This window comes from Polyangium sp. 15x6 (assembly GCF_029960785.1).
Lineage (GTDB): Bacteria > Myxococcota_A > Polyangia > Polyangiales > Polyangiaceae > Polyangium.
In genome coordinates this window covers 24435-37656 of sequence record NZ_JASBQE010000041.1, presented here as the reverse complement: position 1 = coordinate 37656, position 13222 = coordinate 24435, and the positions used below count along the sequence as shown (strand labels likewise).

At 70.2% G+C, this 13222-nt stretch carries 10 protein-coding genes; 2 read left to right on the top strand and 8 right to left on the bottom strand.

Annotation, left to right across the window (positions count from 1 at the left end):
- Positions 1–48 precede the first annotated feature (48 nt).
- From QHF83_RS27450 to QHF83_RS27430, 5 genes are read right to left on the bottom strand one after another with little or no spacing between them, the layout of a single operon-like run.
- A complete protein-coding gene (locus QHF83_RS27450; protein ID WP_282420915.1) occupies positions 49–687 on the bottom strand; it encodes a hypothetical protein in 639 nt (212 codons plus the stop codon).
- Positions 684–3485, bottom strand: a complete 2802-nt coding sequence (locus QHF83_RS27445; protein ID WP_282420914.1) for a PEP/pyruvate-binding domain-containing protein — start codon at positions 3483–3485, stop codon at positions 684–686. The genes QHF83_RS27450 and QHF83_RS27445 overlap by 4 nt, the downstream gene beginning before the upstream one ends.
- A gap of 35 nt (positions 3486–3520) precedes the next feature.
- Entirely contained in the window at positions 3521–4420 is a 900-nt protein-coding gene (locus QHF83_RS27440; protein WP_282420913.1) for an alpha/beta hydrolase-fold protein, read from the bottom strand.
- 10 nt (positions 4421–4430) lie between these two features.
- Complete coding sequence (locus tag QHF83_RS27435) at positions 4431–5093, bottom strand: hypothetical protein (protein WP_282420912.1); 663 nt, start codon at positions 5091–5093, stop codon at positions 4431–4433.
- Between the two features lie 3 nt (positions 5094–5096).
- The gene (locus tag QHF83_RS27430; RefSeq protein WP_282420911.1) at positions 5097–6416 is read right to left on the bottom strand and encodes an AAA family ATPase; all 1320 of its coding nucleotides are present in this window, start codon (positions 6414–6416) and stop codon (positions 5097–5099) included.
- Positions 6417–7040: 624 nt separating this feature from the next.
- On the opposite strand from QHF83_RS27430, the gene QHF83_RS27425 reads away from it, so the two are divergent.
- On the top strand, positions 7041–8474 hold the full coding sequence (locus QHF83_RS27425; protein ID WP_282420910.1) for a PAS domain S-box protein: 1434 nt from the start codon (positions 7041–7043) through the stop codon (positions 8472–8474).
- Positions 8471–10519, top strand: coding sequence for an ATP-binding protein (locus QHF83_RS27420; protein WP_282420909.1), 2049 nt, complete (start codon positions 8471–8473; stop codon positions 10517–10519). Before QHF83_RS27425 ends, QHF83_RS27420 begins: the two co-directional genes overlap by 4 nt.
- A 4-nt stretch (positions 10520–10523) precedes the next feature.
- On the opposite strand, the gene QHF83_RS27415 is transcribed toward QHF83_RS27420, so the two are convergent.
- Genes QHF83_RS27415 through ftsE form a run of 3 tightly spaced genes read right to left on the bottom strand, consistent with a single transcriptional unit; the run spans position 10524 to position 13188 of the window.
- Positions 10524–11492 (bottom strand): peptidoglycan DD-metalloendopeptidase family protein, encoded by a 969-nt coding sequence (locus QHF83_RS27415; protein ID WP_282420908.1) that lies wholly within the window; start codon positions 11490–11492, stop codon positions 10524–10526.
- Between the two features lies 1 nt (position 11493).
- Complete coding sequence (locus tag QHF83_RS27410; protein WP_282420907.1) at positions 11494–12384, bottom strand: permease-like cell division protein FtsX; 891 nt, start codon at positions 12382–12384, stop codon at positions 11494–11496.
- A gap of 15 nt (positions 12385–12399) precedes the next feature.
- Entirely contained in the window at positions 12400–13188 is a 789-nt protein-coding gene (gene ftsE / locus QHF83_RS27405) for a cell division ATP-binding protein FtsE (RefSeq protein ID WP_282420906.1), read from the bottom strand.
- Positions 13189–13222 lie beyond the last annotated feature (34 nt).

Sequence of the window (13222 nt, the reverse complement as noted above, 5' to 3'; positions counted from 1 at the left end):
AGCCTACCTCAGCCCCGGACGGCATGGAACTTCTGCCGAAAAGAAACCCTACCGGCCGTCCACCAACGCGTCGCTCGGCCCCGCATCCCCAAGACCCCCGGAATCCACCGGCGGTCCCGCGTCCGACGCCGTCGCCTTGGCCTGCGCGGGCGCCGCCGACGCGCCGAGCGGGGCGAGCCGACCCTCGGCGTCGGGCGGCCAGGCGAAGCGCTGCACGTCGCCCGTCGCGCGGTCGACGAGCGCGACGAACGCAGCGCGCGGGCTGTCGGCCATGCGCACCTTGAGGCGCGTCGAGACGTTCGTGAAGTCCGGTCCGCGCAAGGGGCCGCGACGCCGATCCTTCGGGTCGCGATCGAGCATCGGCACGTCGAAGCGGATCCGATCGAGCAGCTCCTTGCCGACCCAGAACTCGACCGCGAACCGGCCCATCATGCGCACCGTGGGCGCCGGCGTGTTCACGAGGACCGAGGAAACACGCGGGAGCGAGGCCCTGCCGCCCTGGACCTGGATGTCGAAGACCCACTGCTTCTTCGACGCGTTGCCCGGCGGGTCCGGGGGAAAACCGCCCCGGGGAGGCTCGGGCGCGGCGGGCGCCTTCGCGCGGGAGGGCTCGGCGAGCGAGAGCGCAGCGGCAGCGCCGAGGGCAGCGCCGAGGCCGAGCGCGAGGAAGAGGCGACGGTTCTTCACGTGTCCTTGGACCTGACATCGTCGCCGAAGATTTCAATCGTCCCGCGGTCGCCGTCGACGCGGACACGATCACCGGTGCGGATCGCGACGGTGGCGCCCGGGACGTTGACGACGGCCGGGACGCCGTACTCGCGCGCGACGATCGCCGCATGCGAGAGCGGGCCGCCGAGCTCGGTGACGACCGCAGCGGCGACGAGGAAGAGCGGCGAGAGGCCGACGTCCGTCGTGCGCGTGATGAGGATTTCGCCGACGCTGACGGCGTCGAGGCCGCTCGTGCCGGGCGCGAGGACACGGGCGCGGCCCTCGACGACGCCGCTCGACGCCGGCAGGCCGACGAGGCGGCGGCCAAACGCGGGCGGGAGCTGGACGGGCGGCGGGCGACCGATGAACGTGGGCGGAGGATCGGGGCGCTGGGCGTCGCGCAGGTGCTCGGCGCGGCGGAGGCGCGCGACGTGGCCGATCTCGGCGCGGCCACTGCGGAGCGCGAGGATGAGCTCGTCGTAGGTGCAGAAAAAGACGGCGCCCGTGGGGAGGGTGGGATCGATGCGGCGGAGGCGTCGATCGACGTCGAGCGCGATGGTGCGGAGCATGCCGAGGACACGCGTGACCCACATGCGCATGCGCTCGCGGAGGCGGGTGAAGCGCTGCGTGCGGGTGACGAGGGCGCGGACGGCGTAGAGCACCGCCGGGCCGATGCGCGTTTCGAGCTGGGCCATCTCGCGATCGGCGAGGGCGCGGGCACGAGCGAGAGCGCGATCGGGGTCGCTGTCGGGCGCGCGGAGGGCGGCGACGAGCATGGCGAGGACCGCGGAGGGATCTTCACGCCAGCGCGGCGTTTCGAGCTCGGCCTCGCGGACGGCGCGATCGCCGAAGGTGTCGAGGAACGACTCGAGCTCGCGGCGCGTGGGGCCGTCGGGAAGATCGTTCAGGGTGCGAACCTTTCCGGCGAGGAGGCGTTCGCGGGCCTCGGGTTCTTCGCGCGCGCGCACGGCGATGCGGGCGAGGGCAACGCCGGGGCCCGCGCTTTCGAGCTCGCGAACGCCGCCGACGAGGGCATGCGCGAGGGACGCGCCGCTCGAGAGGGGCCGAGGCATGAGCGGGTCCATGGCGAGCGCGTCGTCATCGTCGTCGCGCGCGGAGGAGCGACGCGCGGCGACACGATCGAGCAGGCGCGCGAGCGCGAGGTGGCTCGCGAGCGAGGCCGAGGCGCACGAGAGCATCAACGTGCCCGTGCGATCGAGCAGCGCGCTCGCCGTGCGCAGCGTGGTGGCGAGCGCGTCGTCGGGCAGGAGGCCGAGGTCCATCTCGGCGAGAGAGCGGCGCGCGCGTTCGGCTTCGATCTCGTAACTCGCGACGTCACGTTCGAGCCGCGCCTGGCTCGCGAGCACGCGCGGGGCCACGAGCGGCAGGCGCGCGAGGAAGCCGCGCTTCGAGACGTCCTCGGTTTGTCGTTCGAGGAGCGCGATCGCAGCCTCGCCCGCGCCGCCGGACGCTTGCAGGAGCGCGCGCGGCGAGAGCAGCGGGACCTGCGCGGCGATCTGCATGAACGCGGTGAGGTTCAAGTAGAAGCGTCCGTGCACGTTGGTGACGAGGTGCGCGCCGCGTGGAATACGACAACCGAGCGCGGCGAACGCTTCACGGAAACCCTTCTCGCTGAAGCTCCGCGCGATCGACCACGTGAGCGGCGTCGCCGCGCCGGGCAAGGCCTCGCCGACGTTCGCGCGCGACCAGACCGTCTGCGCATCGCCGCCCTCGGGAAAACCTCCGCCGCCGATCGGACGCACCTGCAGGAGGAGCACCTGATCCTTGCCCTCGGGTGTCCGCTCGACGGCGAACTCGACGTCGAAGGGCCCGGTGCCGCCTTGTTCGAGGCGGCTCGCGAGCTCGCCGAGCTGCCCGGTCGCCTCGGGCGAGAGCGCGGGCATCCTCGTGCGATCCTCGGGGATCGCGACCTCCTCGATGCCACGCGGGCCGACGACGAGCGCGCGCCGCTTCTCGGCGACGATCGTCGCGACCACGCCGCCCGCCTTCGCGAAGCGCACCGAGTCCGTCGGCATCGCGCCCTCCACGACGGGCGCGCCGAGCCCGAACGTGACGTTGACGAGCCGCTCGTCCTCGCCCCAGTGCTCGCCCGCGAGCCCCGGCGGCGGCGCGGTGAACAGGACGCCCGCGGCCTCGGCGCGCGCCATCACCTGCACGAGCACGGCCATGGCCACGTCACGCACGCCGTGGTGCGCGAGGTAGTCGATCGCGCGCGGCAAGAACGCGCTCGCCCACACCTGCTTGATCGCCGCGGCGAGCCCCTCGGGCCCACGCACGCCGAGCACCGTGGTCGCGAGCCCGGCAAAACTCGTCTCCTCGCCGTCCTCGCACGTCGCGCTCGATCGCACGGCGAGGCCCCACGGCGCGCTTTCGCCGACGTCCGCCCAGAGCGCCTCGAGCGCGGCCGAGAGCGGCGTGGCGAGCGGCGCCTGCTGGATGCGATCGCGAGCGCGCGCGGCACGATCGATCCCCGTGCGGCTACCGGCGAGCTTGATCAGCGTGGGCAGGTCGTGGCCGCGCGGGAGCGTGGTCTCGGCGAGCGCGTCGAAGTGATCGGCCGGAAGGACCCAGCCGCGCGGGACGGGCAGGCCTTCACGTACGAGGCGCCCGAGGCTCGTGGCCTTGCCGCCGAAGCGCCGGGCGTCGCCGCGCCTGCGGCCAAAGGCGAGCGCGAGCGGACGGAGGGTGTTCTCGTAGCTGCTCGGCGTGTCCGTGCCGCCGGGCGTTCTCGCTGCTCGCGCCGAAGGGTCGACCACGCCGACGCCTTACCATGCTTTGTGCGCGGCGGCGCTCAAGGGGCGGACAAGCCGCGCAGGACACGCTCGTGCCAGAGGAGCATCTCGGCCCCGCCGGGCCCTCGGTTCCAGGCGTAATCGTGCGGCCCCGGTGTCACGACGAGCTGGTGCGGGACCTTCACCTCCGCGAGCGCCGCGGAGAGCGCCCGCACGGCTGGCAGGAACGGATCGTCGTCGCTCGACACGAGCCTCAGCGCGAACGGCTGCCGGTCCCAGGCCGCACGAGCGAGCTTGGCGAAGACCGGGGCCTCCTCGGGCTTCAACGCCGGCTGGAGCGCGCCGACCGCGCCGAAGATCTCCGGATGCGCGAACCCGACGAAGAGCGCGAGCCGTCCGCCCATGCTGACGCCGTCGATGCCCGTCGCCGCGCGATCCGAGGACGCCTTCGCTTCGGCGCGCACGCGCGGCAGGAGCACGTCGGTCACGAACCGGCCGAAGGGCACGGCGCCTTTCTCGGATCGATCCGCGACGACGGGCGTGTACGGGCACGCGACGACGAGGCCCTCGTACGGGTGTTTCGCGAGCGAGTCGTTCATCTGCGCGAGCCGCTCGGGCCGGACGAACCCTTCGAGGTCGACATCCGTCAGCGGCGGCGCGTGAAGTCTTCGATCGGTCCGATCGAGGCCATAATCATCCCGCCACGCAAACGCGCCGACCTCGAGCCCGCGCCCCGATTCCCCACGACCATGCAGCGCGACGAGCACGGGCAGAGGTCGCGTGGAGGGCGCGGCGAGCACGAGAGCGCGTTGCTCTTCCGACGGGAAAGGGAGGTCTTTCCAGCGAAGTCCGTCCACCGGCGACGGCGGCGTCTGCTTGCTGCGACAGGCGCCGAGCGAGAACGCGGCGAGGCCGAGGAGGGCGCGGCGGCGGGTGAAGGCAGGTTGATGGTCGGGCATGACGGGTACGTCAGCGCGCCAATCGAGCGAGGCGCTTGCGAAGGAAGAACAAGACGGCTTCGCAGTACGGGGCGTAGCGCCCCTGCGTGTCGCGCGCCTCGAAGCGCTTGATGCCCTTACGAACCACGGCCTCGGTCCAGGCTCCCGGGCTCTCGCGAGCCATCTGCTCCACGACGCTCTGCACGGCTGCCTTGCGCGCTTCCAACAGGGAATCGACGTTGAGATTCAGGACGGCCTTGTTCAGGTCCTCGTCGAAGTCCTTCCTCGTGGAGACAATACTGCCGTTTGCGCCGTAGTAGATCGTCCGCTCCCACCCGCTGCGCGTGTCCGTTGGGTCGATCCGCAGGGCGCGATTACCCTTGTACGTGTCGCAGTGCTGCTGGTCGCGAGGGAGACCTTCGCCTCCTTTGCACACGCCGAGCATGTTCCGATAGTCGAGCGCCGTGGTTGCGCCTTCACCGACGTTCGGGTTTTGCGCGGTGCGGTGATCGATCTTCATGTGCGCCTCATCGGCCTTCATACGGCCCATGCAGTAGGCGCAGAGGTAACCTTGCTCCTTGGCAAGCGCGTCCCTCACCTCTTGTTTCGGAAGGTTTTCGTAGCTGGCACCCACCGGCTCGGCGCGATGCTTCGTGAGAGTGGTGGGCGGTTTCCCCTTGTGGATGACCCGCATGTCTCATCCCTCGAGGAAGTGCGTGAGCGTGCGAAGCCGGACGATCTCCGGATCCTCTTCTCCGAGCCACGAAGACAGCTCGTCGAGGGCTTTCCTCGCCTCTGCGAAGTTCTCTGCATCAATGAGACGTGCAACTGCGTCGAGCTTCTCCGCGGCCTGCTGTGGACGTGGGGACGTGCCCATCGCGTCACGCAGGATGGCGTTCGTATCTCGCCCGTAGATTGGCGGCGTCACCTCGACACGTCGGAAGCTCTCCAGGATGACGACGGACTCTGGCTTGAGCGTGCTCAACACCTGCGGCGAGTGCGTGGTCGCGATGAACTGACAGCCTGGGAAGACCTCGCCGAGGCTGGGCAAGAGCCTGCGTTGCCATGCCGGATGCAGGTGCAGTTCCAGCTCGTCGATGAGGACGACGCCCTCACCATGAAGCGGCTCTGCTGCGCCTGGATTGGCCACCACGAAACGCATCGCAAGATCGGCGACGAGGAGCAGCACGGCTCGTTCCCCGTCCGAGAGGTGATCCAGCGGCAGACTCGAATCGTCCTTGCCGATGACGATCTGAGCGGCGCGCTCGTCGCCCGTGTTTAGGTCGACCCGTCGGACGACCCGCAGGTCGTGGAAGTCGCTGGGGCCGAGCGCGGAGAGGAACCGCTCGATCGCCGAGCGCACTGCCGACAAACGCGGGTTCCGGAACCTGGGGTCCGAGCGCAAGCGCTCCTCGTTCTCCTGGTCCTCCATCACGCGGAACCAGCGGACGAACTCCTGGAACGGGCCGACCTGCACGTCGAAAGCGCGTCTGTAAGCCGCGAGCTGCGGATACAGAGGCGCCTTCGCTTGCTTGCCGAGTTCGAGGCCGACGCCGCGATTGGGGCGGTAGTAGGCGAGGACCGGGACAGGGGCGTTTCGATCGTCGAGAAGAGGCGACAGCAGGCCCTCGTAAACGAGCTCATCGAGAGGCGTGTTCGCAAGCAGCGGATCCAGGTCCTGTCGTGGGTTTCCGAAAACCGCACGAGCGACGTACCGCTCATCGCCGCTCTGAAAGAGCGCGAGAACGCGCGCCGCAGTGTCCCGGCTGTGCACCTCGTTGTCGTTCACCTCTTCGAGGGCGATCGGCAGGTCGAGGCTCATGCCACGCTTGTGCCGCTTCGGCGGGCTCGTCGCGAGCGCGGCGAAGTGCGCGAGGAACATCGCGATCGCGTCGAGCACCGTCGACTTGCCCGCCCCGTTCTTGCCGATGAGCACCGTCGGTCCGTGTTCTGGGAAGGGCAGTTCGAGCTCGCGAAAGCCGTAGTAGCCACGGAGGGACAGGTGCGTAATTCGCATGATCGGCGGAGCTCGCTGCCAGAGGACAAGCAAGATCACCTCCGCGCGTCAAGCTTGCGGCGCCCTTGTCCCCGTCGCGCGCCGTCCTCATCCGCCCTGCCCTCCCCCCCGAATCATCCCCCTGACGACCTCCTCGACCCTGCTCGAACACCCACCCCGAGCCTCTCCCCCGCTTCCTCGTCCTTCTCCCACGGCCGCCCCGCACCACCTCCGAGCTCCTCGACCCTGCTCGTCGTGCCTCGCCCTCGCCCTTCCGAGCTGCTCCGACCTGCTCGTACCACCCACCCCTTCCCCCTTCCGAACTGCTCCAACCTCCTCGAACACCCACCCCTCACCCCTTCCGAGCAGGTCCGACAAGCTCGCATCTGCCCACGACAGGCATGAGCGTGCAGGGCGGACCATCCACGCCCCACCACCACGCGCCCCGCGCATCAGAGCCGCAATCCGACAGGCTCCGCCGTGCTGCGCGGTAGCGTTTGGCGCTCGTCACGCTATGGATCCAAAGTAGTACGGCGCCGAAACACCAGCGACGGCCGGGCTGGAGATCCTGCGGTATTCGCCCGTTTAGGATGTGCCCTGGTCGAGCCCGACGGCCTTCTGTTCATGGTGGGGAGACCAGGAACCGTGCAACTCGTGCATCCGAGCGCGAAGGGCAGCGCATTGCCCGAAGACGAGGCGAGGACGGCCACGCAGGAGGGCTTTCGCGAGCTCCTCGAGGCCGCGCCCGACGCCATGGTGATCGTCGATGCCGCAGGCTCGATCATGCTCGTCAACGCCCAGCTCGTACGCATGTTCGGCTACGAGCGCGACGAGCTCGTCGGACAGCCGATCGACATCCTCGTGCCCGAGCGCCTGCGGACCGAGCACGTCCAGCACCGCACGCTGTACGCCGAAGAGCCGCGTCCGCGGCCGATGGGCGCGGGCCTCGAGCTGCACGGCCGCCGCAAGGATGGCACCGAGTTCCCCGTCGAGATCAGCCTCTCGCCGATCCGCACGCGCGACCAGATACTCGTCACCGCGGCGATCCGCGACGTCACCGAACGCAACCGCGTGCAGGCGAAGTTCCGGAGCTTCCTCGAAGCCGCGCCCGACGCGATCGTCATCGTCAACGCTGCGGGCAAGATCCTCCTTTGCAACTCGCAGACCGAACGCGTCTTCGGCTTCCCGCGCGCCGAGCTCCTCGGCAAGCCCATCGAGGTCCTCGTCCCCGAGCGCTTCCACGAACGGCACGTCCAGCACCGCGCGAGCTTCTTCTCCGATCCGCGCGTGCGTCCGATGGGCTCCGGCCTCGAGCTCTACGGCTGTCGCAAGCACGGCAGCGAGTTCCCCGTCGAGATCAGCTTGAGCCCCATCGAAACGGAGGAGGGCCTGCTCGTCGCGGCCGCGATCCGCGACATCACCGAGCGCAAGCTGGTCGAGAAGAAGCTCCGCGCCTCGCTCCAGGAGAAGGAGGTCTTGCTCAAGGAGATCCACCATCGGGTCAAGAACAACCTCCAGATCGTCTCCAGCATGCTCAACCTGCAGATGGGGCAGATCACGGACCCGCATGCGCTCCAGCTCTTTCAGGAGAGCCAGACGCGCGTCCGATCGATCGCGCTCTTTCACGAGAAGCTCTACCAGTCGAAGGACCTCGCGCGCGTCGAGATCGCCGAGTACCTGCGGAGCCTCGCGACGGCCTTGCTCTACACGTACGGCGTACGCCCCGATCACGTCGCGCTCGCCCTCGACGCCGAGGGCGTGCCGCTCGGCGTCGACGCGGCGATCACGTGCGGGCTCGTGGTGAACGAGCTCGTGTCGAACGCGGTCAAGCACGCGTTCCCGGACGGCCGGAATGGAACGGTGCGGGTTGGGCTGAAGCGACGCGGCGACGAGGTGATCCTCGAGGTCGAGGACGATGGGATCGGCTTTCCGCCCGACGTCGACTTCCGCGACGCGGGCACGCTGGGCCTCAAGCTCGTGAGCATCCTGGCCGAGCAGATCCACGGGACGATCGAGCTCCAGCGAGGCGCCGGCACGAAGTTCGTGGTGCGTTTCCCCCTGACCCCGACGCAAGCATGAGCGACGCGAAGCGAACGATCTTCATCGTCGAGGACCAGCGGATCGTGGCCGCGGACCTCGAAAACACGCTGCGATCCCTGGGATACGCGGTCTCGGGCACGGCTGCGTCCGGTGAGCAGGCGATCGAAAAAGTGCTCGCGCGGAGACCCGATCTCGTCCTGATGGACATCCGCCTCGAAGGGCCGATGGACGGGATCCAGGCCGCCGAGCGAATCCGCGCGGAGCTCGACATCCCGATCGTCTACCTCACGGCCTACGCCGACGAGGAGACGATCGTCCGCGCGAAGACGACGAGCCCCTTCGGGTACCTGGTCAAACCCTTCAACGAGCGCGAGCTGCGCGGCGCGATCGAGATCGCGCTCTACAAGCACGAGACCGATCGGCTTCTCCACGCGCGGCTGGTGATGCTGGCCGAGGAGGAAGCGCGGCGGCGCGCCTCCGAGGAGGCCGAGAAGCGCTTCCGGCTGCTCGTCGAGTCCGTGAAGGACTACGCGATCTTCATGCTCGACCCCGACGGGCGCGTCGCGAGCTGGAACGCCGGCGCGACGCGGATCATGGGCTACGAGCCGAGCACGATCCTCGGCACGCACGTGTCGGCGTTCTACACGAAGGGCGACGTCGAGCAGGGCGCGCCGGCGGAGGCGCTCGCCGCGTCCAAGCGCGACGGTCACTTCCTCGGCGAAGGCTTTCTCGTGCGCAAGGACGGCTCCGAGCTCCGCGCAGAGCTAAGGCTCTCGGCCGTGCACGACGAGCACGGCGAGCTGCGGGGCTTCGCCACCGTGATGCGAGACCTCACCGAGCAGAAGCGCGCCGAGGAGATCCAGGCGTTCCTCGACGAGACCACGCTCCTGCTCACGAGCTCGCTCGAGACCGAAGGCACGCTGCAGAAGGCGGCGGAGCGCGCGATCCCGCTGCTCGGCGATCTCTGCTTGGTGGACCTCGCGAACGAGCAGGGGTCCCTCGTCGTCTGCGCTGCCGCGAACGGGACCGGGCACGAAGAGCTCACGAAGGAGCTCGCGCGGGCGATCGGGCGCCGCGAGGGGGCCGACTACACGTTCCGCTGCGGCGGCAAGGTCCTCCACGAGGAGATCGAGAGCCTCCCTTGCATGGCGCGCGTGCTCGGGGCGAGCCCCGAGCTTTTGCGCTCGCTCGGGCCGATCTCGTACATCTGCGTCCCGATCGAGCTACGCGGGCGCAGGCTCGGCGTGGTCGAGCTCGTGCGTCGCGCGCCGCGAGGTCGGTATACGCCGGCGGACCTCGCCGTGGCCCAGGAGCTCGGGCGCAGGTTCGGCATCGCGCTCGACAACGCCCGCCTCTACCGCGAGGCGCAGGAGGCGATCCGCGCGCGCGACGAGTTCTTCATGATCGCCTCGCACGAGCTTCGGACCCCGCTCACGCCGCTGCAGCTCCAGCTCGAAGCGCTCGAACGAACGTTGAAGCGCGCCGGGCTCCTGAACGAGCAACTCACGGGGCGCGTCGAGCGCTGCTCGCGGCAGATCTTCCGGCTCACGCGGCTCGTGGAGAGCCTGCTCGACGTCACACGCATCACGGCTGGTCAGCTCGCGATCGAGCCTGAAACCGTGGACCTCTGCGCGCTCGCCCGCGACGTGACCGAGCGCTTCGCCGCGGAGGCGAGCGAAACGGGCACCAAGATCGAGCTGCGTTCGTGTACGTCGCTCGTCGGCCGCTGGGATCCGTCGCGCCTCGATCAGGTCCTCTCGAATCTGCTCGAGAACGCGGTGAAGTACGGGAGCGGCCGGCCCATCGAGATCACGATCGCGGACGACGGCGACGCGGCGCGGATCTCCGTCACGGATCACGGGATGGGGATCGCGCCCGAGGCGTGCGCGCGGATCTTCGAGCGGTTCGAGCGCGCCGTCTCGCTCAAGCACTACGGAGGGCTCGGGCTCGGCCTCTTCATCGCGCGGCAGATCGTGGAGGCGCACGGCGGGAGGATCGAGGCGAAGAGCCAGCCCGGCGAGGGCTCGACGTTCACCGTGACGCTGCCGCGCTGGGGCGTCGCGCTCGCGTCCGAGGTTGCCTGATCCGCTAGAGCCCGAGCCAGGGGCCGGGATCGAGCGGCGTCGCGCCGTGGCGGATCTCGAAGTACACGGTGTCGCCCTGCCCTGCGGTCGGCGCCGTGCCCACGCGCGCGCCCGCGGCCACGGGATCACCCGCGCGGAGCTCCGTGCCGCCGAGGCTCGCGTACACGCTGTAGTAACGATCGCCGTGATCGACGATCACCGTGAGCGCGTAGCCGTCGTACCGATCCGCGAACACCACGCGACCCGCGGCGACGCTGCGAACGGCCGCGCCGGGCTGCGTGAAGAGCTCGACGCCGCTCACGCCGTGCTTCGACGAGCGCCGCACCTCGGCGCGCCCCGCGACCGGGAAGAGCAGGCGTCCCTTCTGCGCCTCGAACCCGATGCGCCCGTCCGCGTCCCGCGGCCCGCTGTCGGCGCCGTAGATCGCCACGTAATCCGGGCGTGACGACGACTCGAAGGCGCGCGCGAACGCCGCCCTGCGCTCGTCCTCGGCTTCGAGCGCGCGCTTGGCCCGCATCATGGCCTCGCGCTGCAGTTCGAGCGGCGCGCGCTCGGCGCGGAGCCGCAACACGCGGCCTTCGAGCTCGGTGCGACGCTCGAGCAGCGCCTTCTCGTCAGCGATGTCGCGCTCGAGCGCGCGACGAACCCGCTCGACCCGCGCCGCGTGATCGACGAGCGCGTCGAAGCCCTCGCCCACGGGCAAGAGGCCCGCGTGCACGTGGCGATAGTAGGCTCGGCCGCGCGCCAGCATGCGCTTGCGCAGGGTCTCGATGCGCGGATCGACACCAGCGAGCTCGGCCTCGACGGCGCGTTGCTCGTCGTCGATCCGCTTGAGCAGCCGCTCGAAATCCGCGACGGACGAGAGCGCGCTCGGCGCCTGGGCGGGCAGCGACTCCACGGGCGTACCGCCTCGCGCCGCGCCCGAGACGAGCGCGAGGAGCAGGACCGGCAGGAGCGACGTCCGGCGCCTCATGTCAGATCGCAGCCATCCGGCGCAGGCTCACGAGCGCCGTCGTCGCGCCGAGCGCGCCGCCGAGGAGCACGAGCCCGAGCGAGACGGTCCAGGGCAAGAACGAGGGCGAGAGCCCGAGCAGGTTCGCGAGCTCGTGATCGAAGCGCCCGCGCACCAGGAAAAACAGCCCGCCGAGCAGCGCGATCGCCGCCGCCGCGCCCGCCGCGCCTTGCATCGCGCCCTCGATCACGAAGGGACGCCGCACGAACTCGTTCGTCGCGCCCACGAGCTTCAAGACCTCGACCTCGATGCGCCTTCGGCTCAGCAAGAGGCGCATGGTCGAGCTGATCACGCTGAAGACCGCGCACATCACGACCACCGCGAGCGCCGCGCTCGCCGACACGCCGCCGCCGAGCAGCGACGAGAGGCGCTCGGTCCAGCGCTGGTAGGTCTCGACCGTCTCCACCGCCGGCAGCGCGCGCAGCTTGAGCGCGATCGACTGCAGATCGCTCTCGCCGATGTCGTCCGTGAAGCCGAGCTCGAGCGAGGCCGGAAACGCCGCCGGCGGCAGCGAGGCGAGCGCCGCGTCGGACTCGTCGACCACGATCTCGCGCCGCGCCTCCACGCTCGTCACGTGCCGCACGCGCTTGACGCCGGGCGTACGTTCGAGCGCACGGACGAGCTCGTTCACCTCGGGATCGGCCACGCCGTCGCGCAGATACACCGTTGCGCGCCCGGCCCGCGACCAGCGATCACGCACCGCCGAGAGGTTCGTCACCACGAGCAGCGACGCCGCCAGGCACACGAACGCGACGGCGAGGGAGAAGATCGACTGCACGTGCACGCGCATGTCCCCTCGCCCGGGTCTCCAGGCCTTCATGGGCACTCGCACGCCGTACCGTTCGCTCGCCATCCGAAACTCCTCCCCCTACGCCACGAGGTTCATCGGGGCTTCCGCAGAGGCCCCGTCGAGCCCGTTCGGCGCGTCCGTCGCCTTGCCGGCGTCGAGCACCACCACGCGCCGCGGACGCACGTCGAGCAGCGTCCGATCGTGCGTCGCGAAGAGCACCGTGGCCCCGGTCTCGTGGATGTCCTCGAACAGGCCGAGGATGTCGATCGCGAGCTGCGGATCGAGGTTGCCCGTCGGCTCGTCCGCGAGGATGAGCGCCGGCTCGCCCACGATCGCCCGCGCGATCGCGACCCTCTGCTGCTCGCCGCCCGAGAGCCGCTTGGCCTCCTCGTCGCCGCGCCCCGCGAGCCCCACGCGCTCGAGCGCCTCGCCCACGCGGCTGCGCACGAGCCGCGGCGGCAGGCCCACCACTTCGAGCGCCACGGCGACGTTGTCGAACACAGTCCAGCTCGGCACGAGCTTGAAGTCCTGGAACACGTACCCGATGTTCCGGCGCAAGGCCGGGATCGACTCCTCGCGCAGGCGCCCCACGTCGCGGCCGAGGAAGAGGATCCGCCCCTCGTCGACGCGCTCGGTGCGATGCACGAGGCGCAGGAGCGTGCTCTTGCCCGCGCCCGAGGGCCCCGTGATGAACACGAACTCTCCCCGCTCGATCGCGAGCGACATCCCCCGCAGGACGGGCTGGTCGGCCCGGTAGGCCTTGTGCACGTCCTCGAACACCAGGATCGGTCGCCGCGCTGTAGCCGGGTCGAACCGATGCCCGGGCCGGAGGGCCGGGTGAAACGAAGGGCGCGGGGAAGACGCCATGGCCGCGATTGCTACCAGGGCCCTACGGAGCGGG